The organism is Cupriavidus sp. 10L43_2 (genome assembly GCF_056395265.1).
Genome location: NZ_JBFTJE010000009.1, coordinates 138,492 through 162,155, shown reverse-complemented (window position 1 = coordinate 162,155; position 23,664 = coordinate 138,492). Strand labels below are relative to the sequence as shown.

The following is a 23,664-nucleotide window of genomic DNA, read 5'->3' as shown; positions in this document are numbered from 1 at the left end:
CGATGGCCGCATAGCTGATCAGCCACCATTTTTAGCCCTGCTGCGCAGGCTCCGCCGGGATGCTGAATTCCTCGATCTCCAGCAGCGGCTGCAGCATGTGGCCCCATTCCTTGTCCACATAGCCGCGCAGCTTGCCATCGGTCAGGTAGTTGGTCACGGCGCCCAGCGCCCAACCGACGTTGCCGGCGAGCAGGCACTTGGAAACGGTGCCGTTTTCCACGTCGACACTGTCCATCAGGCCGTATTGCGGGTGGTTCAGCGTGGGGAAGTTGTCGAGCAGCTTCTTCATGTTGGCCATCACCGCCTCGGGGTCCTCCTCGATCAACAGCAGGACCGAGTAGAGCGACACCACCGGGCCGGCACGGGTCGCCACGCGTTGCCCGCGCGGGTTGTAGCCGGAGCCGCCCAGCGAAGCCGGCGGCGTGCCGTACTCGGTGTATCCGGCGTTGGCCGGCACGGAAGCGGGCGAAAAGCCCCAGTAGCCAAAGGTGTCGAGGCCGTACTTGATCTGCGTCTTGGCCATGTTCGGATGCGAGCGCCCCCAGCTGTTAGGGCCCCATTTGGATTCGGAAATCACCACGGGCACCGCGAACGATTCGAACACGGAGCCGCCGTTGGTCGGCATGAAATGCCGGCCGTCATAGGAGCGGGTGCCTTCATATACCCGGACGCCCTCGTAGGTGCGGAACTTCGCCGGGTCCTGCGAGCGCTCGGCCCAGGTCGGTACGCGGCCGATGTTGAAATACTGGCTGCGCGGCACGGTTCCGAGGGCGATGCCGACATAGGCCAGCAGCCGTGTCTCGCCGAGCAGGCCGTAGGTCATCCCCGAATATTTCTGGGTGGCCGGGTTGAAGGAGATCTCGTATTGCTGCTTTTGCGGATGCACCATGGTCTCGAAGCGCATCTGGCCGAGGATGGCGCCAGCCTGCGCGGCGAGCTCGGGGTACGCCTGTTTGGCCATGGCGAGGCTGACCGCCAGCCAGGCATTCTCGATCGAACCCACATCGCCGGAGGGTACGGCCGTCCGGGTGTCCGTGGTGCCATGGAACAGGCCGCCGGGCGCGCCATTTTGCCGGGCCGTCGCTTGCAGCACGGCGAGGGAGTCCAGGTGGCGCGCCACGCGCCGCTGGGCTTCGGCGGCGTCCAGCAGGCCAAGATCACGCGCGGCAGTCACGTTCCAGATGAACTGGCCGAGGTTGCCGGTGAACACCCAGCCCACCGGGCTGGCCACGCCTTGCGCGTTCATGCAGGACTTGTTGACCGGCAGCGCGTGGCCAGGGTCCAGCGTTTCGGCGGACTTCCATAGGGCTTCGGCGTATACGCGAGCCTGCGTTTTCAGTACCGAGTCCCGCGTGATCACTTCTGTCTCGGTGGGCGGTCCCGGGTGGGGAACGGGCGGGATCGGCTGCGGCTCGGGCGGGACGGGAACAGGGGCCGGTGGCGTGGGCGCAGGCGCGGGTGGCTCCGGCGTGGGGGGCGTTGGCGCGGGTTCGACGTTGGGCGGCAGCGGGGCCGGGCCCGCCTCGGGTTGGGTCACGGAGATGTCCGTGCCAATCGGTTCCGAATCGTCGCCGCCGCCACCGCAGGCGGCCAGCAACGCACTGACGCCAAGACAGATTGCTCGGCGGGCCAGGGGGCGGATGTAAAGATCGAGTGCCATCATGCTCTTCCCAGTTGGAAATGGATGATGGATTTTCGTCAACGGCGGGGATCAAGAGAATCGTAGTTCGTCCAATTCCTGGGGCCAATCGGCACAATCCTGGCGGAATTGCGATGCGGCGATGACATATGAAGCAACAAGGCCGCGCATGTTGCCGTGCGCGGCCTTGATGTGAACTGACGCGGCGGGATGCCGCTGGTTCAGCGTGTCATCGATAAACGATGACCGGGATGTCGGTGTGAGTCAGGACCTTCTGGGTTTCGCTGCCGAGCAGCAGGCCGGACAGTCCGCGCCGGCCGTGCGAAGCCATGAAGATCACGTCGCAGCCATGGCGTTCGGCCGCGTCGATGATGCCGAGGTAGGGCACCGCGAAGGTGGTCATGTCGGCGTCGAAGGGCAGGCCATCGGCCACGGCGGCGGTCTCGATCTCCTTCAGGTAGAGCCGCGCCTGATTCTCGATCCGGTCCCGGAAGGCTTGCGGGGCCTCGACGACAATCTCGCTAAACGGCGTGTAGGGGTATTCCTCCAGACAGACATAGGCGGTGACCCGGGCACCAATCGCCTTGGCCAGCTCCAGGCCGCCATTGATGGCCTTTTTGGAGAGTTCCGACCCGTCGGTGGGCAACAGGATGTGCTTGAACATGCCATACCTCCTTTCACGAATTTAAAGATTTCACGATAAGGCGGGGCAGGCCAGACGGCGCCTGTCTGATTGGATTGTAGTCAGTGTGAAGCAGTCGCCATTGCGGAATATCAATGTTTACAGTGGGTGAAACCACCTATGCCACGGCGGCGGACGCCTCGGCGGCGGCGCTGGTCGGCGCCTGCTCGGCGCGGCGCCAGTAGGCCGGATTGCCGTAGGTGTGCTTCAGATGGTCGATGAACAGCCGTACGCGCAGCGGCAGGTGCTTGCGCTGGGGGAACACCGCGTGGATGCCGATGGGCGGCGCCTGGAAGTCGTCGAGCACGGTGACAAGCCGGCCGCTGGCGATTTCCTGGCCCACCTCCCACCAGGACCGCCACGCCAGCCCATGGCCTTCGAGGCACCACGCGTGCAGCACGGCGCCGTCGGTGCATTCCATATTGCCGCCCACCTTGACCGTGACCGCGCGCCCATCCTGCTGGAACACCCAGCCGCGCTGCACGTTGGCACTGGCGCCGAAAGCCAGGCAATTGTGGCGTGACAGGTCCTCCGGCAGCTTCGGCGTGCCGGCGCGGGCCAGATAGCCGGGGGAGGCCACCACCACGCGGCGGTTTTCCGCCAGGCGGATCGAGACGAGGCTGGAATCGGGCAGGTCACCGAGGCGGATGGCGCAGTCAAAGCCTTCGTTGACGAGATCGACCACCCGATCGGAGAGGTCGAGCGTAAGCGTCACGTCCGGGTGCGATTCGATGAACAGCGGCACCACCGGCGCCACATGCTTGCGGCCGAAGCCAGCCGGGGCGGTCACCCGCAGGTGGCCGCTGGCCTTGACGCCGCCGGCCGAGACGCTGGCCTCGGCGTTGTGCAGGTCGTTCAGGATGCGCTGGCAGTCCTCGAGGAAGGCGGAGCCTTCGAACGTCAGCGTGATCTTGCGTGTGGTGCGCACCAGCAGCTTCACGCCGAGCCGTTCTTCCAGCGCATCGATGCGACGCCCGATGATCGCCGGCGCCACGCCTTCGGCGGCGGCGGCAGCCGAGAGGCTGCCACGTGACGCGACCGATACAAAAGTCTCCAATTGCTTGAAATGATCCACGAAAGCTCGCCGGTTAATACACAGTCTTGTGCGGATCGGCCAAGATTAGTTGCCCAAAAGTAAAAGATCAAGTGACCCGGTGCGACTTTGCCGCACTGCAACGACTGACTACAATCGGATGCATTCAACGGTGTACAGGCCCATTCAGTCCCTCCATGAACAAGATCCGCGCGGTGGTGTTCGATGCCTACGGCACGCTGTTCGACGTGTATTCGGTCACGGCGCGCGCGGAGCAGTTGTTTCCCGGCAAGGGAGAGGCCCTGGCGCTGTTGTGGCGCGAACGCCAGATCGATTACACGCGGTTGCGCACCATGGCCGCGCCGGACGGCGCGCTGTACAAGCCGTTCTGGGCGCTGACCGTGGATGCGCTGCGCTACGCCGCGGAGCGCCTCGGGCTGAAGCTGGACGAGGCCACCGAGGCGCAACTGCTCAAGGAGTACGCCTGCCTTTCGGCCTTCCCCGAGAACCTCGGCGCGCTCAAGCGGCTGCGCCGCGCGGGGCTGCCGCTGGGCATCCTGTCGAATGGCAACCCCGAGATGCTCGACATCTCGGTCAAGAGCGCAGGCATGCACGGGTTGTTCGACCACGTGCTGTCGGTCGATGCGGTGCGCCAGTACAAGACCGCGCCGGCCGCCTACGCGCTGGGGCCGCAGGCCTTCGACCTGCCCGCCGGGGACATCGCCTTCGTGTCCTCGAACGGCTGGGACGCGTGCGGCGCCACCTGGTATGGCTACAAGACTTTCTGGATCAACCGTGCCGGCCACCCGGCGGAGCGCCTGGACGTGGCGCCCACCGGCACCGGGCACGACATGAACGACCTGCTGGCCTTCCTCGCCGCCTCCGGCGTCGCGGTCTGACGGACGGGTCCACCCAACAACACACCATCGCACACACAGGAGAAGACTGATGGCTATCACGCTGCCCGCGGGCATGAAGATTACCGGCGACATCCTGCCGGCCTACGAAGACATCCTCACGCCGGAAGCCCTGGCCCTGGTCGACAAGCTGCATCGCGCCTTCGAGCCGCGCCGCCAGGAGCTGCTGGCCGCCCGCGTCGTGCGCGCCAAGCGCCTGGATGCCGGCGAACTCCCGGACTTCCTGCCGGAGACCAAGAGCGTCCGCGAAGGCGAATGGAAGGTGGCACCGGTGCCGCAGGCGCTGGAATGCCGTCGCGTGGAAATCACCGGTCCGGTGGAAGCCAAGATGGTGATCAACGCCTTCAACTCGGGCGCTGACAGCTACATGACGGACTTCGAGGACTCCAACACCCCGAACTGGCACAACCAGATGCAGGGCCAGGTGAACCTGAAGGCCGCCGTGCGCCGCACGCTGACGCTGGACTCCAACGGCAAGCACTACAAGCTCAACGACAAGATCGCCACGCTGCAGGTGCGCCCGCGCGGCTGGCACCTGGAAGAGAAGCACGTCACCATCGACGGCAAGCGCATCTCGGGCGGCATCTTCGACTTCGCACTGTTCCTGTTCCACAACGCCCGCGAGCAGATCGCGCGTGGCGCCGGCCCGTTCTTCTACCTGCCGAAGATGGAAAGCCACCTGGAGGCCCGCCTCTGGAACGACATCTTCGTGATGGCCCAGAACGAGATTGGCCTGCCGCAGGGCACGGTCAAGGCCACGGTGCTGATCGAGACCATCCTGGCCGCGTTCGAGATGGAGGAAATCCTCTATGAACTGCGCGACCACAGCGCTGGCCTGAACGCCGGCCGCTGGGACTACATCTTCTCGTGCATCAAGAAGTTCAAGGTGGACAAGGACTTCTGCCTGGCAGACCGCGCCAAAGTCACGATGACCGCGCCGTTCATGCGCGCCTACGCGCTGCTGCTGCTGAAGACCTGCCACAAGCGCGGTGCGCCCGCGATTGGCGGCATGAGCGCCCTGATCCCGATCAAGAACGATCCGGAAAAGAACGCCATCGCCATGGAAGGCATCATCAGCGACAAGCGCCGTGACGCTACCGATGGCTACGACGGCGGCTGGGTGGCCCACCCGGGTCTGGTCGCGCCGGCGATGAAGGAATTTGTGGAAGTGCTCGGCGACAAGCCGAACCAGTTCGAGAAGCAGCGTCCGGACGTGAACGTGAAGGGCGCCGACCTGCTCGACTTCAAGCCCGAGGCCCCGATCACCGAGCACGGCCTGCGCATGAACATCAACGTGGGCATCCATTACCTGGGCGCCTGGCTGGCCGGCAACGGCTGCGTGCCGATCCACAACCTGATGGAAGATGCCGCCACGGCCGAGATCTCGCGCTCGCAGGTCTGGCAATGGATCCGCTCGCCGAAGGGCAAGCTGGAAGACGGCCGCAAGGTGACCGCCGAGCTGGTGCGCGCGCTGATTCCGGAAGAACTGGCCAAGGTGAAGGCACTCGTGGGTGGCGATACCAGCACTTATGATCGCGCCGCGCAGATCTTCGAGGAAATGTCGACGTCGGAAGACTTCGCCGAATTCCTGACGCTGCCGCTGTACGAGGAAGTCTGAGTTTCTTCAGGCTTGCAATGAAAAACCCCACGGTTCGCGCCGTGGGGTTTTTTGTTTGTGGCTGGCTCGTGGGTCAGGGGCCCGCCACGGCGCCGTAGCCCCGGCCCCGCCATTCGATGAAGCACAGGCCATGGCCGAACGGGTCGGACAGGCGGGCCTGCCGGCCCCAGTCGAAGTCCTGCGGCCAGTCCTCGATCTCGGCGCCGGCGCCCAGCGCGCGCTCGATGGCCGCTTCGAGGTTTTCCACCACGAAGTCCAGGTGCACGGGGGTCCAGTGCCGCGCGTAGTCGCGCCGCGCATCGGCCCGCGCCGTGGCCACCGTGCCGGCCTCCTTGGCCAGCAGGTAGATCGGCGCGCAGGCGCCGTGCATTTCCGCCACGCTGTTGTCGAACAGCCGGCGGCCCAGCCGCAATCCCAGTCCTGCTTCGTAGAAGCCGATGCCGTGTTCGAGGTCATCGACGTCGATATTGATCAGCAACTCCATGCCAGCCTCCTGCTTCATGAGCGTTCTCGGGCGTGGCGGCGGCCAGTGTCGGTTCGTGCTTTCCGCTTCTGTCCGCTCCTGACGGCTCCTGACGCCTTCCTTGCCCGGGCCAGCATTGTGCGCCGGCACTCCTGACAAGAGCTGTCAGGAGTGATGCCAGTCCGGACAGGATCATCGATGCGCTGCATGGCGGCTATGAGATGACTCTGAAAACGAAAGCGCGGACCGCCGCGGCGCGCAAGGAGCCTTCATAATATGGACATTCACGAGATTGGAGAGTCAAGTTGCGTTTTGAACACCTGGTGGAGATCAATGACCCAGGCAATCCCACGCTGGAGCCGCTGACCGCTGAACAGCTGTGGCAGGGCCTGGTGCTGCGGGCCGAGTCGCCCGAGTTGTTCGTCCTGGGGCTGGAGCGCGCCGAGGTATTGGCGCGGGGCGATGGCTGGCTGGACCGCGTGCTGCATTTCGGAAAGACGTCGATACAGGACCGCGTGGTATTCGAGCCACGGCGCGCGGTGCGCTATGAGACTGCGGCCACGGCCGAGCATGCCGGCGGCAGGCTGTCGATGAGCATCGAGACCCCCGCGCCGGGCGCGCTGCTGGTGCGTTTCATCTATGAAACGACCCTGCCCGACACGGATGACAGCGGCGACGACCGCTATGCGGAGATCGTCAAGTCGGCATACCACGAGGCGGACCTCGACACGGTGCGCAAGATCCGGGAGATCGCTCACACCGGGCGGCTCGGGTGACGGGCTCGCAGCCGGCCGGCGGGCCGACACGCGCCGTGCTGCGCGCCCGCTATGGCGAGCGCCTGCGCTGGCTGATCCTGGTCACGCTGATGCTGGGCACGATGTCGTCCATCGTGTCCTCGACCATCGTCAACGTGGCCGTGCCGGACCTGAGCCGGCATTTCCACCTTGGCCAGGAGCGCGCGCAGTGGGTGGCGGCCAGTTTCATGATCGCCATGACGCTGTCGATGCTGCTCACGCCGTGGCTGCTGAACCGATTCGGGCTGCGCCGCACCTTCGTCGGCAGCCTGTTGCTGCTGGGCGCGGGCGGGCTGATTGGCGGGTTTTCGCCCACCTTCGGCGTGATGCTGGCCATGCGCGTGGCCGAGGGCATCGCGGCCGGCATCATGCAGCCGCTGCCCAATATTTTCATCCTGCGCGTGTTCGAAGAACGCGAGCAGGGCAAGGCGCTGAGCCTGTTCGGCTTCGGCGTGGTGCTGGCGCCAGCCATCGGCCCAAGCGTGGGCGGCTTCCTCGTGGAGACCTTCGGCTGGCGCTCGATCTTCTTCGTGGTGGTGCCGCTGACCCTCATCGGCCTGTGGATGGCGCGCCGCTATATGGCCGTGGACTCGGCGATGATCGGCGAGCGGAAGGCACTCGACTGGCGCGGGCTGGCGCTGGCCGGCGTGGCCACGGTGACCCTGCTCAACGGGCTGGTGGAAATGCGCGAGAACGTGCCGGCCGGACTGGCGCTGGCCGGGCTGGGCGTCTTGCTGCTGGCGGGCTTCGTGGTCTGGCAGCTGCGCGCGCCCGAGCCGCTGATGGATATGCGGCTCTACAGCTACCGCCAGTTCTCGGCCGGGGCCGTGGTGGCGTTTATCTATGGCGCCGGGCTGTTCGGTTCCACCTACCTGCTGCCGGTCTACATGCAGATGGCGCTGGCCTATACGCCGTCGCAGGCGGGCATCGTGCTGATGCCGGCCGGCATTGTGCTGGCGGTGACGATTGCGGTGGCGGGGCGGCTGACCAACTACATCTTGCCGCACCGGCAGGTGTCGTTCGGGCTGGCGCTGCTGGCGGCGTCGTTCCTGCTGATGGCCACCGGGTCGATGGCCACGCCTTACCTGCTGCTGGTGCTCTATGCGGTGATTGGGCGGATCGGGCTCGGCTCCATCCTGCCGTCGCTGACGCTCGGGTCGATGCGCGGGGTGGATTTCTCGCTGATCGCCCAAGGCTCGAGCTGCATCAATTTCCTGCGGCAGCTTGGCGGGGCGATCGGGGTGAGTCTGGCGGGGGTGGGGCTGCAGTGGCGGCTGGCGGAGCACGGCGCGGTGCTCGGGCCGGGTGGCGATCCGGTCGCCCGGATCGCGGCATTCGATGAGACCTTCCTGGCCGTGGGCGTGGTGATCGCCACGGCGATCCTGGCCGCGTGGCGTATCCGGCCGAAGCCGATGCCGGTCGGGGCAGGGGCCTAGCGGGGGCTTAGCTGGCGGTGCCTGCCAGCAGTTCGCCGACCAGTTCGACGTATTTCTGCTTGGCGTCGTCCTGGCTGGTGCCCTTGAGGGCTTCCCAGGCTTCGAACTTGTAGCGGCCGACGAAGTCGGTCATGCCGGGCTTGTCGCCGTGGGCGTCGCCCTCGGCACCCTGCTTGTAAAGCGCGTAGAGGCGCAGCAGCGTCATATTGTTGGGACGCTCGCTCAGGGTCTTGACGTCGATTAGGGCCTGGTCGAAGCGGGCCTGCAGGTCGCTCATGGTGTCTCCGGGTAATGAGTGGGCGTAGAAGTGCGATGATAGCCGCCGCGCCGCGCCGTTTGCGGCGGAAAAACCGAAGAAGCCTTCGGTCCGCGCGCGGCGGCACGGTCTGTCGCGCACGGTGCCGGCGTGCCTGCCAATACAGCTTTGGCCGCGCTCCGGATACAATCGCGCCATGTCCTGGATTCTTGCTGTCGAGACCTCCACCGAGTGGTGCTCCGTCGCACTGGGGCGCGCCGCCACTGACGGCGCCCTCGAGTGTTTCTCCCGCCATGAGCATACGGGCGCGCGGTCGTCTGCGCGCGTGCTGCCGGCCGTGGCCGACGTGCTGGCCGAGGCCGGCATCACGCTGGCCGACTGTGCCGCCATCGCGTTTGGCGCCGGCCCCGGCTCGTTCACTGGCCTGCGTACCGCCTGCGGCGTGGCCCAAGGGCTCGCCTTCGGCGCTGATCTGCCGGTAATTCCCATCAATGTATTGACGATGTGCGCGGAAAGCGTCCGATCCGGCACTTCATCGTTGCCGGCGGACACGCGCGTGCTGGTTGCGCTCGACGCCCGCATGGACGAGACCTATGCCGCCACGTTCCGCTGGGACGCCGCCGCAATGGAGTGGTCGATGGAGGGCCCGGTGCAGGTGGGACCGCCCGAAGCCGTGGCGCAGCCCGATGGCGCGTTCTGGCTCGCCGGCAATGGTTCGACCGTGTTTGGCGAACGGCTCCAGGTGGCCGCGCAGGCCGGCCGCGTAATGCCCGAAGCCATGCCGGACGCCCGCGCCGCGGTGGCCATCGGCCTGCGGGCGCTGGCGCGCGGCGAGACCATCGACGCTGCCGACGCCATGCCGATCTATGTGCGCAACAAGGTTGCCCACACCATCGTGGAGCGCGAGGCGATTGCCGCCGAGAAAGCTGATAAAGCCGCCAAGGCCGCGAAGGCCGCCGCAGGGGAGGCCGCGTGAGCGCCGCGCTGCTGCCCGAGTCGCCCCAATGGCCGGCCGTGCCGGTCATGCCCGAGCTGGGCGATGGCTGGACGCTCGGCCGCATGAGCGCGCTGGACCTGCACGCCGTGGCCGATATCGAGCAGCGCGCCTACAGCCATCCCTGGACGCGCGGCAATTTTGAGAATTCCCTGAAATCGGGCCATATCGGCCTGACGCTCCGTGATCCAGCCAATACGCTGGTCGGCTATGCCGTGTTGATGCCGGTGGTCGACGAAATGCACCTGCTCAATATCACCGTGGACCCGCGCCGGCAGCGGCAGGGCCATGGCCGGCTGCTGCTGGCTGTGGCGCTGGCCACCGCCCATGCCCACAACCTCGGCACCATGCTGCTGGAAGTGCGCCCGTCCAATGTGGGCGCGCTGACGCTGTACGAGGAAGCCGGGTTTGCCGAGATCGGCCGCCGCAAGGGCTACTATCCGGCCACGGCCAATGGGCGCGAAGACGCGCTCGTGCTGCGCCGGGCCTGGCACGAAGGCAAGGAGTCCGCATGAATCGCCGCGCGCAGTTCCTCGAAGTGCTCGGCATCCCGTCGGAATGGGTACCGCGCCGGTTGGCTGGGGCGCCTGTAGAGGCCGAAGCCGACGTCGAGGTCGAAATCGAGGTCGCCACGGTAGCCGTGGCCGAAATCGAACCCGAAGTCGACGTGGTGATGACCACCCCGGCCGCCACCCCGCGCCCCGTGGTGATCGAAGCCCTGTCGCCGCCGCCGCAACCCGCCGTGCAGGATGAGGCCGCTCTGGCCCGGGACGCTGCCATCGCCGCCATGGACTGGGCGGCGCTGGAAGCCGCCGTGGCCGAGTGCACCGCCTGCGGCCTGAGTGACACCCGCACCAATACGGTCCTCGGCGTGGGCGACCGCCGCGCCGAATGGATGCTAGTGGGCGAGGCCCCGGGCGAGAATGAAGACCTCCAGGGCGAGCCGTTCGTCGGCCAGGCCGGCAAGCTGCTCGACAACATGCTCGGCGCGCTGGGCCTTGCGCGCGACCGCAATGTCTTTATCGCCAATGTGCTGAAGTGCCGCCCGCCCGGCAATCGCAATCCGGAGCCGGAGGAGGTGGCGCACTGCGAGCCGTTCCTGCGCCGCCAGATCGCGCTGATCCGGCCGAAGGTGATCGTGGTGCTGGGGCGTTTCGCGGCGCAGTCGCTGCTGCGCTCGACGACGCCCATCGGCAAGCTGCGCGGCACCGTGCACCAGTACGAGGGGATTCCCGTGGTGGTGACCTATCATCCGGCCTACCTGCTGCGCACGCTGACCGACAAGGCGCGCGCATGGGAAGACCTGTGTCTGGCCCGCGAAGTACACGACCGTGCGGGAGCTGAAGCCTGATCCCGCGCAGGCCATCCGCCCGGGCGGGCCGGTAGCAGCCGGCGCCGACGGGCCGGCGCCCCTGTGGCGCACCGCCGCGTCCCAGCGCGTGCGCGATCTCGCGTGGTGCTCGCTCTCGCCGCCGCTGCTCTCGCACCTGCCGGCTGGCTACGGCGCCGGCGCCGCGTTGGCCTACTGGCCGCCCGGCGCGCAGGCCGCGTGGCAGCGCTGGCTTGAGCGCGCCGACCCCGCCACACTTCCCGAAACCATCGCCGAACTGAGCGGCCACCCGGACCCCACGGGTAGCCGCAGCCTGCGCCTGGGCCGCCATGCCGAGCGGCTGCTCCACTTCGCGTTGCATCGGGCCGATGGGATCGAACTCGTCGCCGCCAATGTGCCGATCCGGCGCGCCAACGGCCATGGCATCCAGACGCTGGGCGAACTGGACGTGATCTGGCGCGATCCCGCCAGCGCGCAGACCGTGCACTGGGAGATGGCGGCCAAGTTCTACCTGATGGTGGATGGACAGCCGGGCACGCCACCCGACCGCCGCAACTTCGTCGGCCCCAATCTCGTCGATCGGTTAGGGGACAAGCTCGACCATATCGTCGGCCGTCAGCTGCCGCTGGGCCGCGCGGCCGAAGCGCAGGCGGTGCTCACCCATCCCATCGACCGCAGCGAGGTCTACCTGCTGGGCTGGCTGTTCTATCGCGATGGCCGCCTGCCGGCCGGGCTCGATACGCTGGGCATCGCGCCCGATCACCTGCACGGCTGGTGGTCCACGCTGGAGGACTGGGCCGCGCGGGCGCAGGCCCACCCGGCGGCGGCCACCACGCGCTGGTGCCGGCTGCCGCGCGCGGACTGGCTCTCGGGCGCGCGGGTGCCCGAGTCGCAGACGGAGTCCGCCGCCGCGTTGCACACCGCGCTGGCGCAACGCTTTGCCGATCCGCACCAGGCGCATAGCTGGCGGCGTGAAGCCCCGGTGATGGTCTGCGAACTGGCGCCCGCCGGGCCCGAGCAGCCCGGCATCTGGCAGGAACGCTCGCGCGGCTTCGTGGTGCCGCCGGGGTGGCAGGCGCGCGCCGCCGAGCGGGYCACTGCCGACAAATCCCCTCCCGCACCCGCCTCTCGCTAATCCATTCCGGCCTCCGCACCGCACCGCGATACTTCCCCTCACGCTGCATCGAAACGTCCGATCCGGACGTCGCGACGAAGGGGGATGGCAGATGTCGGACATCGAGAAGGTCAAGACGCTCCACTGGCTCACGGACCCCGAGTGGTTCCGCAACGCTGGACTCGACAAGGGTCTGGGCCACGACCGCCAGCATCTCGGCGTGGTCCTGGCGGCGGGCGGCGAGCTGACGATCAGCCAGATCGACATGGATTTCATGGGCGAGCTGACACTGCGCCTGCTCAACAGCGACGGCCGCACCGAGCGCGTGTTCAGTTTCGGCGAAATGCCACTTACGATCACGGCGCACACCGCCTCGGTGCCGTTTATCGAGACCCCGTACCTCGGCGGCGGCACGCCGCCCACCGTCTGGTACACCTGCTCGCCAACCAGCAAGACGCTCCCCGTGTTCGAAGCTGGCGGTGCGGAATCCCCATTTTTTGCGACGTGGGACCAGCAGGCGGCCGAGTTCGCGCTGATCGAGTCGCGCTACGTCCGGATGCTGGTGCCCGAGGCCGACAAGCCCACGCTCAGGACCTTGCCGGGCGGCCTCGCCGCACTGACGGCGTACTACGACAACGTGGTTTCCACCTTCAACGCGCTGTGTGGCATAGCGTTCGATCCCGAACGGGCGACGGACCTCAACATCCGCAACCAGTTCTTCATCAAGGCCGATGCGGAGGGCAGCGGCGGCGCCTACTACGGCCCCGCGTGGGCCGCATCGACCTCGGCGTCCATGACGGCGGACTGGTTCGCCGGCCTGCGCACCAATTGGACCCCGCTGGAAACGCTGGGCCACGCCTACCTCGGCACCTTCATGGCGGCCGGTTCGGTCAGCTTTCTCGAGGTCTGGAACAAGCTCTATGCCGCCACCTGGCAGGACATCACGCTGGGCGCTGCGGTGCACACCGATGGCTGGCTCTATCAGGGCGAGGCGGCTCTGTTCAGCGGTGTCATTGACCGGATCACGAGCGGTACGCCGCTGCAGGATTGGAGTGTGCGCGAGAAGCTCTATTTCCTGATGCTGCTCAAGTACAAGGCCGGCAACACGGCGTTTGCCAGCTTCAACCGGCAGTACCGGACCTATGCCAACGCGCTGCCGTTGCCGCCGATCGCGCCGCCCGTGATCGACATGATGGCCGAGGTCTATGCCGCCGAGGCCGGGGTGGATGTGGCGCCATTCATCGGCATGGTGGGCGCCAGGATGGCGTCGGTGCGGACGGTGCTCAATATGTTCAGCGACGCGCGCGCGGTGTACCCGCTCTATGCGCTGGTCAGCGCGGCCAGCCTGGTCCCGGCGCAGGAGGCGCTCCATGCGGCGTCGCCGCTGCAACTGGTGGACCCGGCGGAGATGCGCCGTACTGGCCTGCGCGGCAGCGTGACGCTGCAGTTTGCCATCGACCAGTTCGTGCAGATCTACGACGAACCGCTGTTCGTGATGGAAGGGCCAAGGGAGGTGTCCTCGGCACGCATCGCCGCCACCGGGGTGACGTTCGCCGATTTGCCGGTTGGCGTGTACACGTTGCGCCCACCCACCGGCAAGAATCGTAAATATGCGATTGACTCGGCCTACCTGATTGTGAGGGAGGGCACCAGCACGCAGGCGCTGGCCTATGTCTTCAAGCAGGCGTCCGCCATCGTCACGCAGACCTTCATGCTGTTGGGGGCGGATAACGGCCTGTACGGCACGATCCGCGTGGACGCGCCCACGCGCCAGATCATCGTGGACCTGTTGAGCAACCCCAATACCGCGTTCATGGATACGGTCTACATCGGCGTCACGATCCGGACGGCCGATGGCGATCCGGTCTATCAGCGGGACTTTCACGGCAACCACCCAGCCCCGGAGCATGCGGACATTCCGTTCGAGATCGGCTATCGGATCGAGGTGCGCCATGAGGAGCCATCGCGGCTGCGGGTGCTGCCGGCCGCCCTGGGACTGATTCGGCCGCAGGCGACCAACGACTTCGTGATCACGGCGCACGGGCTCGAGAACCTGCAGGCGATGAACAGTCCGGTGGCGGACCTGTCGTTGCGCATTGCGGAAGCGGCGGCACTGGTGCGGGAGCGCCTGCCGATTACCACGGCACCGTATGCCACGGTCAAGGATGACATCTACCTGGCCGTGATGGCGCTGCCGGAGCCGGCGCGCGCCCAGGCGGTGGTCGACTACGCCGACGTGATGTCCCTGCAGAACACCGCGCCGGGCACCAATATCGGCAACAACTTCTTCGTCTCGCTGAAGGGCATCAGCGACTGGACGTTCTTCACCATGACGATCGATCTGGTCGCGCTCCAGGTGCGCTTCCAGATCTTCGGCGGCAAGAAGCCGCACGACTATTTTTCGAATACTTACGCCTATGTCAGCTTTCGCAACGCAGACGGCCGGGAGTTGTTCTCCTATGACTGCATCGGCAATCAGTACGCGACCGCCATGGTCCGCACGTTCCCGCTGTCCCGCTACGGTGGCGAGCAGTTCTACTCGTTCAAGGAGGAACTGGGTCAGCGCTACACCATCGAGAACAGGATGCAGGGCGTCACGTGGAATGGGTTGGTCAATACGATGCTGGACCTGCCCGGCAACGGCGTGGTGATGACCGCCACGGCATCGCAAATTTCCGAAATGCCCGCCGTGCGAGGCAACATCTTCATATGGAATTTGCTGGGCAGCACGGGTCAGCTCGTGGCCGAGTTGGAACTGGACCTGGTGATCAACGTGCTGAACATGACACTGCACGTTACCGTGCCGGACCCCGGCGTGTCGGCGGTCTACATCAGCATTGGGGTGGAAAACCGCTACGGCGATCCGGTCTATGACATCGCCCTGCCGGGGAATGCCGCGGTGGTGGGCGCTGCCCTGAGCTTCCCGCTGCAGAAGGGCTATACGGTCACGGTGTTCCACCAGGACCCCACGCGCTCCCAACTGATCAACGCAGAGACGTCGGCGCGGACCACCGTGGCGGCCACGGCGCGCTACCAGACCATGCCGCGTGGCTTGCGGGCGGTGGCGTGACGCGCAGCCGGGTCCGATTGCATCCTTCACGAGGTATCCAAGATGGCGGAAATCCTACAAACGAAGTCTGTGTACACGCTTCAGGATCCGGAATGGATTCGCAAGGGGGGGCTGCCGAAAGGGCTCGATCACGACAAGCAGGCGCTCGGCATCATCCTGGCGCCCGGCGCCACGCTCCGGCTCCGGCAAATATCGCCCGGCTTCACGTCGCCGGTGTGGGTGGTATGTGCCAGCGACGGCACGGTTCCGGCACAGTGGACGACGCTGGGCAGCGCGTGGGTCAATGTCACCATGAACGCGGTGCGCGTCCCGTTTGTCGTGACGCCCTATGTGGCGGGCACCCCTCTGATCGAGTTTGCCTTCCCCTCGACGAGCAAAATGCTACCGATCTATCGGGCGGGCAATGCCGAGGCGCCATTCTTTGCCACCTGGGACGCGCAGGATGCCGAGTTCGGCCTGATCGAGGGCGACTATATGTGCATGCTGGTGCCCGCCCGGGACAAGGCCGTGCTGCGGGCCTATCCTGGCGGTCTCAATGCGCTGGGCGCGTATTACCAGGACATGTTGACCTCCTTCAATGCCCTGATGGGGGTGTCATTCCAACCCCAGCGGCCCACGGATCTCAACGTCAGGAACCACTATTACCTGGCGGCCGATGACGCCGCGTTGGACGCCGAACCCGCCTACTACGGCCGGCGAGCGGCGGCCACGACGTCGGCATCGGTCGCGCCCGTCTGGCTCGACAACCTGCCGACCAGCTGGAATGCGCCGAATGCCATCGCTGGCGGCTACCAGCGCCACTTCTCCGACAAAGGTATCGCCGATCCGGATTCCGTGTGGGGCAATGTGTTTGCGGCGATCTGGCAGGACTTCGCAATGGGCGCCGATGTCTATACGGAGGGCTGGCTCTACCAGGGCGCGCCGGCGTTCTTCGCGAGTGTGATGGCGCTGCTCCGCAGTGGCACGCCATATGAATCCTGGGACCTCCGCGCCCAGGTCTATCTGGTGATGCTGCTGAAGTACAAGGCTGGCGATGCCTCGATCAGCCACCTGAACCAGGTGGACCGGATCCTGATGAACACGTCGCCCTCGCCAGCGCCCCGGCCGGCGGGGTTCGACGAAATGGCTACCGCCTGCGTCGAACGGTGCGATGTGGACATTGCGCCGTTTGTCGCCCTGGCCGGCGCGCCGCTGTCGCCGCTGCGTGCCATGCTCAATGTGTTCAGCCACGCCCGCGCCGTCTATCCGCTGTGCGAACTGGTGACGTCGGAGACGTTGCCGACAGTGAAGAGCGCGCTGCATCTCGATTCGCCACTGCGGCTGGTCGATACGGTGGAGTTGCAGGGGACCGGCGTCACTGGCAGCCTCTCCCTGCGGTTCCTGATCGACGATTTCAAGCAGATCTACGGGGAGCCACTGGTGCTGATGGAAGGCGCACGGGAGGTGTTATCCACTCCGGTCCGCGCGCCGGAGATGATCCTGGACAGCCTGCCGATTGGCGCTTATACGATCCGCCCGCCGACGGGCAAGAGCCGCAAATACCTGGTGGATGCCGATTACCTGATCGTCAAGGAACGGGAAGCCAGCCAGTCGCTGACGTATACCTTCAAGCAGGCGTCGGGCACGATCACCCAGACGCTGGTGCTGCTCAATGCCTACAACGAAGCGAGCGGCACGATTCGCGTCGACTTCACCACCATGCAGGTGCGCATCGATGTCACGGCCCAGCCGCTCCATGCGCCCGACACAGGGGTATACGCCGCCATCGGGGTGAAGAACGGCGCGGGAGCCAGCGTGTATGCGCGCGAGATCAGCGCTCAAGAGGCGGAACCGGTTCAAGACGCCGTGCCTTTCCAGGTCGGCTATCGGCTCGAGGTGTACGTGATGTATGCCAGCGTGCTGTCCATCGAGCCTCCCACGCCGGGCCTGCTCCCCTCACAACAGAATCACGTCCTGACGATCACGGCGTTCGGCCTGCAGAACGCGGCGGCCAGCAACGATCCCGAAGCGGATCTGCTGGCGCGCATCGCCGCCGGCGCGACGATCGTGCGCGACCACCTGCCGATCGCCCATGCGCCTTACGCCCAGTTGAAGGACGACCTCTACCTGGCGGTCATGGCGCTGCCGCCGGCGGCCCGCACCGCGGCGCGGCGCGAGTACATGGACGTAATGTCCACCTTCAACTTCGAACCGGATGCCTACGTTGGCAACCTCTTCACCCTCAAGATGAAGGGCATCAGCGACTTCCAGTTCTGTACCGTGACGATCGACCTGGCGGCGCGGGAGATCCGCTTTCAGATCGTTGGCGGGAAGCCGCACTATTACTTTTCGGATACCTACGGCTATGTCAGTTTCTCCGACGTCACCGGCAATGAATTGTTCTCATATGACTGTATCGGCACATTGAATTCGACCGCCATGAACGTGATCTTCCCGTTGTCCCCCTATGGCGGCGAGCGGTATTACTCGTTCAAGGAGGAGGCGAGCATTGCCCGCTATCCGATCGAAAACGTGATGCAGGGGCAGGTCAAGGCCGGGGTAAAGAACATGGTGGCCGAGGTGCTTGTCGATGGCCTCATCACCTATGCGTCGGCATCCGAGATCGCGGTGGTGCCGACCGTGCGCGGGAACATGTTCCTGTGGTCACTGTTCGACGGTGCCGGCAATCCGGTGGCGACGCTGAACCTCAGCCTGGTCTTCAATACGCTGACGGTTTCCGTTTCCGCCGGGACGCACGAAGGGGGATTGCGCGTCAGCGTGCATGTGGAGGATAAGTATCAGCAGGTGGTCTACGACCTGGATGTCCATGGCGGGGCGCCGGTGGCCCCCGAAACTTCCACCTTCTCATTGCAGAAGGGCTATACGGTCACGGTGTTCCACAGCGATCCGACCCGTTCCCAACTGGTCAACACGGAAACCAATGCACGGACCGTGGTCGGCGAGACCGCGCGCTACCAGACCATGGCGCGCGGCCTGAAGGCGCTGCCAGCATGAAAAACGCCCCGCCGGCGCAGGCCGGGCGGGGCGTTTCCTGTTTCGCTGCCCGCGCGCGGGTCAGTGGTGCTTGTCCTCGCCGATCATCGCCAGCGAGTTGTGCATCTTGATGTTGTGCTTGTGCAGGCGCATGACCAGCAGCATGGTGGCCGAGATGAACAGGCCCAGCGCCACGATCACGAAGCCGATCGGCACATTCAGCTTGATGAGCAGCGCGTAGAGGCACAGCATCAGCAGAACTGAAACATTTTCGTTGAAGTTCTGGACGGCGATCGAGTGCCCGGCGGACAGCAGCACGTGCCCGCGATGCTGGAGCAGGGCGTTCATCGGCACCACGAAGTAGCCCGACATGGCTCCGACGATCATCAGGAACACATAGGCGATGGCCATGTAGAGCGGCATGGGATAACCCAGCACGTTCAGCATCACGGCTGGCATGGCGTCCTTGGTGTAGAAGGCCATGATCATGACGGTGATCCCCATCGCCACGCCGAACGGCAGCACCGACAGCGAGCGGCGCAGCGGGATCCGGGCGGCGGCCATGATCGCGCCGACCGCCACGCCCACCGCCACCACGGCCTGGAGCAGGGCGCCCTGGGACAGGTTCAGCCCCAGCGACTTCTCCGCCCACTTGAGCACGATGAACTGCAAGGTGGCGCCTACGCCCCAGAACAGCGTGGTCACGGCCAGCGAGATCTGGCCCAGCTTGTCGCGCCACAGCGCGATGAAGCAGTCGCCGAACTCGGCAATCAGCTTCACCGGGTTCTTTTCCTGTTGCGGGTAGCGCGCGCCGGTTTCCGGGATGAAAACGTTGAACACCGACGCCACGACGTAGAAGAACATGATCACCACCATGGCCGCCTCGGCCGGGGTGTTGATGCCGGTGTCCACGTAGGGGATGTCGAAGCGGAGCAGGATGTCCGAGATATGGACCGAGATCAGCGCGCCGCCCACCACGGTGCCGAGGATGATCGAACTCACCGTGAGCCCCTCGATCCAGCCGTTGGCCATCACCAGCTTCTCGGGCGGCAGCAGCTCGGTCAGGATGCCGTACTTGGCCGGCGAGTACGCGGCGGCGCCGAAGCCCACCACGCCGTACGCCAGCAGCGGGTGCAGCCCGAACATCATGATCGCGCAGCCGACGATCTTGATGGCGTTGGTGATCAGCATGACCTTGCCCTTGGGCATGGAGTCCGCGAAGGCCCCCACGAAGGCCGCCAGCACCACATAGGACAGCACGAAGAACAGCTTCAGCAGCGGGGTCATCCACTGCGGGGAATGCAATTCGGTGAGAAGGGCGATGGCGGCGATGAGCAGCGCATTGTCGGCCAGCGACGAAAAGAACTGCGCGGCCATGATCGTGTAGAAACCCTTCTTCATACCTTCGACTTTGTCTCCATCGCGGACGCCCGGCACGGCGGGCAGGGGCACGCCGACCGGCAACATCGCGGCTTGTAGGGAACCTGGCGCGACGGCCTTGTCAAAGTGGGGCGGTTGCGCAACTTTCGCGCGCCTTTCGGCTTGCCTGACCGTCATTGACATATTGCTTCTCTTTTAAAACATGGCCGGAGCGTCCGGCTTTATATCACGAAACCACGACATTTCAGCACTCCGGCGGACCCGCGTTTTGACAGGAACCCGCCTTCCGGATTCCCTGAGGTGGGCGCCGGTTGTGTTCAAATATCGCCTGCGCGATGTTGCCCCGCATGTGCCGGCCGCTCCGTATTCCAGCGCACTTTCGCGTCATGCGCGTGGCGGTGCCGGCACAGTGTATGCAACATCAACGCCCGATTGCAGCGGGTTGCCGTCCGGGTCTTCCCTGATCCGGTGCATGCCGGGACGCAACCTGCACCCTTAGCCAGACCATGCCAAGACCCATACACGCAGTCATCCACCAGCCCGCGCTGGCCAACAACCTGGACGTGGTGCGCCGCTACGCGCCCCAATCCCACATCTGGGCGGTGGTCAAGGCCAACGCCTACGGCCACGGTATCCGGCGCGCCTTCGCGGGCATGCGCGGCACCGACGGCTTCGGGCTCCTCGACCTCAACGAGGCCGTGCTGCTCCGCGAACTCGGGTGGCAGGGGCCGATCCTCTTGCTAGAGGGATTCTTCCAACCGCAGGATGTTCCCCTGTTGGAACAATATCGCCTCACGACAGCCATTCATTGCGAGGAACAACTGCGCATGCTCGAGGTGGCCCGGCCCCGGGGGCCGCTGGCGATCCAGCTCAAGCTCAACACCGGCATGAACCGGCTCGGCTTCCGGCCGGAGGCCTATCGGACCGCCTGGGAACGTGCGCGCGGACTCTCCTGTGTGGGCAGTATCGTGCACATGACGCATTTCTCGGATGCCGACAGCGCGCGGGGCATCGCGCACCAGATCGAGGCCTTCGACACCACCACGGCCAATTTGCCGGGCGAAGCCAGCCTGTCCAACTCGGCCGCCGTGCTCTGGCACCCGCAGGCGCACCGCGCCTGGGTGCGGCCGGGGGTGATCCTGTACGGCGCGTCGCCCACGGGCGTGGCGGCGGATATCGCTGATACCGGCCTGCAGCCGGCCATGTCGCTGCACAGCGAACTGATCGCCGTCCAGGACCTGCAGCCGGGCGATACGGTCGGCTATGGCTCGATGTTCACGGCCGACCGCGCGATGCGCATCGGCATCGTGGCCTGCGGCTATGCCGATGGCTACCCGCGCCACGCGGCCGGCTGGGGCGACCGCCCCGCGCCGGTGCTGGTCGATGGCACGCGCACCACGCTGGTCGGCCGGGTCTCGATGGACATGGTCTGCGTGGATCTCACGCCCTGCCCGAAGGCCCGTGTCGGCACATCGGTCACGCTCTGGGGCCAGGGCCTGCCGATCGACGAGGTGGCGGCGGCCAGCGGCACCGTCGGCTATGAGCTGATGTGCGCGCTGGCGATGCGCGTACCCTGCACGGTGGCCACGCTGACTACGGCCGACGCCCCGGCCTGACCCGCGCCTGACCGCCGCTGACCCTCTCCCAGAACAAGGACGCCGTTTGGCCAAGACCAAGACTGTCTATTCCTGCACCGAGTGCGGCGGCACCACGCCGCGCTGGGCCGGCCAGTGCCCGCAGTGCAACGCCTGGAACACGCTCGTGGAATCCGTGGCGGATTCCGGGTCCAGCGCCGCCCGGCGCTTCCAGCCGCTGGCCAACTCGGCCGTGGTGCGCAAGCTGTCCGAGATCGACGCGGCTGACGTGCCGCGCTTCTCCACCGGCATCGATGAGTTCGACCGCGTGCTCGGCGGCGGGCTGGTCTCGGGCGGCGTGGTGCTGATTGGCGGGGACCCCGGTATCGGCAAATCCACGCTGCTGCTCCAGACGCTGGCCAACCTGGCCGGCCAGCGGCGCGTGCTCTATGTGAGCGGCGAGGAATCCGGCGCCCAGATCGCCCTGCGTGCCCAACGGCTGGGCGTGGATGCTCCCGCACTGGGCCTGCTGCCCGAGATCCAGCTCGAGAAAATCCAGGCCACGCTGGAGGCCGAGCAGCCCGAAGTGGCCGTGATCGACTCGATCCAGACCCTGTATTCGGAGGCGCTGACCTCGGCGCCCGGCTCGGTGGCGCAGGTGCGCGAGTGCGCGGCGCAACTGACGCGCATCGCAAAAAGCACCGGCATCACCATCATCCTGGTCGGCCATGTGACCAAGGAGGGCAGCCTGGCCGGGCCGCGTGTGCTGGAGCACATCGTCGATACGGTGCTGTACTTCGAAGGGGACACCCATTCGTCGCACCGGCTGATCCGCGCCTTCAAGAACCGCTTCGGTGCGGTCAACGAACTGGGTGTTTTTGCGATGACCGAGCGCGGCCTGCGCGGCATCAGCAATCCTTCGGCCCTGTTCCTCTCGCAGCACGAGGAATCGGTGGCGGGCTCGTGCGTGCTGGTCACGCAGGAGGGCACCCGGCCGCTGCTGGTAGAGGTGCAGGCGCTGGTCGATACCGCCAACGTGCCCAATCCGCGCCGGCTGGCGGTGGGGCTGGAGCAGAACCGGCTGGCGATGCTGCTGGCCGTGCTGCACCGGCACGCGGGCATTGCCTGCTTCGATCAGGACGTGTTCCTGAACGCCGTGGGCGGAGTCAAGATCACCGAGCCGGCCGCCGATCTGGCGGTGCTGCTGTCGATCCATTCGTCGATGCGCAACAAGCCGCTGCCGCGCGGGCTGGTCGTGTTCGGCGAAGTGGGGCTGGCTGGCGAGATCCGCCCGAGCCCGCGCGGGCAGGAGCGGCTCAAGGAAGCCGCCAAGCTCGGCTTCACGATGGCGGTGATCCCGAAGGCCAACGCGCCGAAGCAGAAGATCGAGGGTATCGAGGTGATTCCCGTGGATCGCCTCGAACAAGCCATCGACCGCGTGCGGCACCTGGACTGACGGGCCAAGGCCGGGGGGAACGAGCATGGCAGACGCAGCAGACACCCTCGATGGCAGCGCCAGCCTGGCCAAGGCCAAGCGCTCCCAGGCCGCCTATCAGGCGCTGCGCGACGACATCTTCGCCTTCCGCCTCCTGCCCGGCGATCGGTTCACCGAGAACGATGTGGCGGAGCGGCTGGGCATCTCCCGCACGCCCGTGCGCGAGGCGCTGCACCGCCTGCAGGGCGATGGGCTGGTGCGCGGCTACTACCGCAACGGCTGGGAAGTGGTGCCGCTGGATCTGGCCCGCTTCGAAGCGCTCTACGAGTTGCGCACCCTGCTGGAGACCCACGCGGTAACGCGGCTGTGCCGGCCCGAGGCCCCGCATCAGGCGGCCCTCGCGGCGCTGGTGCGGCAGCTTGGCGCGATCTGGCGCGTGCCCGTCGCCCGGCGGCTGGCCGATGGCAACGCCGTGGCGCAACTGGACGAGGCCTTCCACCTTGCCATCGTCGATGCGGCCGGCAATCCCGAGTCAGCGGCGGTCCACCAGCAGGTGACGGACCGCATCCGCATCATCCGCCGGCTCGACTTCGCCTTCGGCACGCGGATTTCGCTGACGTACGACGAACATTCGGCCATTCTCGACGCCCTGGAAGCCGCCGATGGCGCCCGCGCCGTGGCGCTGCTCTCCACCCATATCGAAGATGGCCGTGCCGAGGTCAGCCGGCTGACCACCGAGCGGCTCGAGCAAGCCCGCACCAGCCTTGTGCGCCCGGCGCCGGCCCAGACCCCGAACGCACCCGTCCGGCGCAGGCGCTTCGGCTGACTCCCGCCTTTCCCATTCCACTTTCCACGTGAGCATCCACCCGCCAGCCCCGTGCTGACGCGGGCTTGAGATGTTTCTTATTAGGCGAGCGTGCCCGGGCGCACGTGGTGGCACGCCTATTGCGATCCTT

Annotated in this window: 19 protein-coding genes; 13 read left to right on the top strand and 6 right to left on the bottom strand. The window is 66.3% G+C overall.

Going from position 1 to position 23,664, the window contains the following annotated elements:
- Window positions 1-31: 31 nt before the first annotated feature.
- From AC1DEL_RS15310 to AC1DEL_RS15300, 3 genes are all read right to left on the bottom strand, one after another.
- Entirely contained in the window at window positions 32-1,537 is a 1,506-nt protein-coding gene (locus AC1DEL_RS15310) for a DUF3131 domain-containing protein (protein ID WP_477126341.1), read from the bottom strand.
- A gap of 331 nt (window positions 1,538-1,868) precedes the next feature.
- Window positions 1,869-2,303 carry a universal stress protein gene (locus tag AC1DEL_RS15305; RefSeq protein ID WP_092289374.1) on the bottom strand — a complete coding sequence of 145 codons (435 nt, stop codon included), beginning with the start codon at window positions 2,301-2,303 and terminating at the stop codon, window positions 1,869-1,871.
- 136 nt (window positions 2,304-2,439) lie between these two features.
- Entirely contained in the window at window positions 2,440-3,396 is a 957-nt protein-coding gene (locus tag AC1DEL_RS15300) for a LysR family transcriptional regulator (RefSeq protein WP_092289372.1), read from the bottom strand.
- A gap of 155 nt (window positions 3,397-3,551) precedes the next feature.
- On the opposite strand from AC1DEL_RS15300, the gene AC1DEL_RS15295 reads away from it, so the two are divergent.
- Together AC1DEL_RS15295 and aceB are read left to right on the top strand one after the other, a co-directional pair.
- The gene (locus AC1DEL_RS15295) at window positions 3,552-4,253 is read left to right on the top strand and encodes a haloacid dehalogenase type II (protein ID WP_092289371.1); all 702 of its coding nucleotides are present in this window, start codon (window positions 3,552-3,554) and stop codon (window positions 4,251-4,253) included.
- A 49-nt stretch (window positions 4,254-4,302) separates the two neighbouring features.
- Window positions 4,303-5,889 carry a malate synthase A gene (gene aceB, locus AC1DEL_RS15290; protein ID WP_477126340.1) on the top strand — a complete coding sequence of 529 codons (1,587 nt, stop codon included), beginning with the start codon at window positions 4,303-4,305 and terminating at the stop codon, window positions 5,887-5,889.
- A gap of 73 nt (window positions 5,890-5,962) precedes the next feature.
- Here aceB and AC1DEL_RS15285 read toward each other — a convergent pair whose 3' ends face one another.
- Window positions 5,963-6,373: a VOC family protein gene (locus AC1DEL_RS15285; RefSeq protein WP_092289367.1), complete on the bottom strand. Its 411-nt coding sequence runs from the start codon at window positions 6,371-6,373 to the stop codon at window positions 5,963-5,965.
- Between the two features lie 284 nt (window positions 6,374-6,657).
- On the opposite strand from AC1DEL_RS15285, the gene AC1DEL_RS15280 reads away from it, so the two are divergent.
- Window positions 6,658-7,128, top strand: a complete 471-nt coding sequence (locus tag AC1DEL_RS15280) for an SRPBCC family protein (RefSeq protein ID WP_092289366.1) — start codon at window positions 6,658-6,660, stop codon at window positions 7,126-7,128.
- Window positions 7,125-8,582 (top strand): DHA2 family efflux MFS transporter permease subunit, encoded by a 1,458-nt coding sequence (locus AC1DEL_RS15275; protein ID WP_255370646.1) that lies wholly within the window; start codon window positions 7,125-7,127, stop codon window positions 8,580-8,582. The genes AC1DEL_RS15280 and AC1DEL_RS15275 overlap by 4 nt, the downstream gene beginning before the upstream one ends.
- 7 nt (window positions 8,583-8,589) lie before the next feature.
- Here AC1DEL_RS15275 and AC1DEL_RS15270 read toward each other — a convergent pair whose 3' ends face one another.
- Window positions 8,590-8,859: an acyl-CoA-binding protein gene (locus tag AC1DEL_RS15270; protein WP_092289362.1), complete on the bottom strand. Its 270-nt coding sequence runs from the start codon at window positions 8,857-8,859 to the stop codon at window positions 8,590-8,592.
- Window positions 8,860-9,034: 175 nt separating this feature from the next.
- On the opposite strand from AC1DEL_RS15270, the gene tsaB reads away from it, so the two are divergent.
- The 6 genes from tsaB (at window position 9,035) to AC1DEL_RS15240 (ending at window position 18,340) form a co-directional block, all read left to right on the top strand.
- Window positions 9,035-9,814 carry a tRNA (adenosine(37)-N6)-threonylcarbamoyltransferase complex dimerization subunit type 1 TsaB gene (tsaB, locus tag AC1DEL_RS15265; RefSeq protein WP_477126339.1) on the top strand — a complete coding sequence of 260 codons (780 nt, stop codon included), beginning with the start codon at window positions 9,035-9,037 and terminating at the stop codon, window positions 9,812-9,814.
- Window positions 9,811-10,347 (top strand): ribosomal protein S18-alanine N-acetyltransferase, encoded by a 537-nt coding sequence (gene rimI / locus AC1DEL_RS15260; RefSeq protein ID WP_441593594.1) that lies wholly within the window; start codon window positions 9,811-9,813, stop codon window positions 10,345-10,347. Before tsaB ends, rimI begins: the two co-directional genes overlap by 4 nt.
- Window positions 10,344-11,183 carry a uracil-DNA glycosylase gene (locus tag AC1DEL_RS15255; protein ID WP_454757142.1) on the top strand — a complete coding sequence of 280 codons (840 nt, stop codon included), beginning with the start codon at window positions 10,344-10,346 and terminating at the stop codon, window positions 11,181-11,183. Before rimI ends, AC1DEL_RS15255 begins: the two co-directional genes overlap by 4 nt.
- The gene (locus tag AC1DEL_RS15250; protein ID WP_477159109.1) at window positions 11,164-12,297 is read left to right on the top strand and encodes a DUF1853 family protein; all 1,134 of its coding nucleotides are present in this window, start codon (window positions 11,164-11,166) and stop codon (window positions 12,295-12,297) included. Before AC1DEL_RS15255 ends, AC1DEL_RS15250 begins: the two co-directional genes overlap by 20 nt.
- A gap of 91 nt (window positions 12,298-12,388) precedes the next feature.
- On the top strand, window positions 12,389-15,346 hold the full coding sequence (locus AC1DEL_RS15245; RefSeq protein ID WP_477126338.1) for a putative mucin/carbohydrate-binding domain-containing protein: 2,958 nt from the start codon (window positions 12,389-12,391) through the stop codon (window positions 15,344-15,346).
- Between the two features lie 69 nt (window positions 15,347-15,415).
- Complete coding sequence (locus AC1DEL_RS15240; protein ID WP_477126337.1) at window positions 15,416-18,340, top strand: putative mucin/carbohydrate-binding domain-containing protein; 2,925 nt, start codon at window positions 15,416-15,418, stop codon at window positions 18,338-18,340.
- A gap of 60 nt (window positions 18,341-18,400) precedes the next feature.
- On the opposite strand, the gene lplT is transcribed toward AC1DEL_RS15240, so the two are convergent.
- Window positions 18,401-19,720 (bottom strand): lysophospholipid transporter LplT, encoded by a 1,320-nt coding sequence (gene lplT / locus AC1DEL_RS15235; protein ID WP_092289351.1) that lies wholly within the window; start codon window positions 19,718-19,720, stop codon window positions 18,401-18,403.
- 485 nt (window positions 19,721-20,205) lie between these two features.
- On the opposite strand from lplT, the gene alr reads away from it, so the two are divergent.
- Genes alr through AC1DEL_RS15220 form a run of 3 tightly spaced genes read left to right on the top strand, consistent with a single transcriptional unit; the run spans window position 20,206 to window position 23,534 of the window.
- Window positions 20,206-21,315, top strand: a complete 1,110-nt coding sequence (alr, locus tag AC1DEL_RS15230) for an alanine racemase (protein ID WP_092289349.1) — start codon at window positions 20,206-20,208, stop codon at window positions 21,313-21,315.
- Between the two features lie 46 nt (window positions 21,316-21,361).
- Window positions 21,362-22,729, top strand: a complete 1,368-nt coding sequence (gene radA, locus AC1DEL_RS15225) for a DNA repair protein RadA (protein ID WP_477126336.1) — start codon at window positions 21,362-21,364, stop codon at window positions 22,727-22,729.
- 25 nt (window positions 22,730-22,754) lie between these two features.
- Complete coding sequence (locus AC1DEL_RS15220; protein ID WP_092289345.1) at window positions 22,755-23,534, top strand: GntR family transcriptional regulator; 780 nt, start codon at window positions 22,755-22,757, stop codon at window positions 23,532-23,534.
- Window positions 23,535-23,664 lie beyond the last annotated feature (130 nt).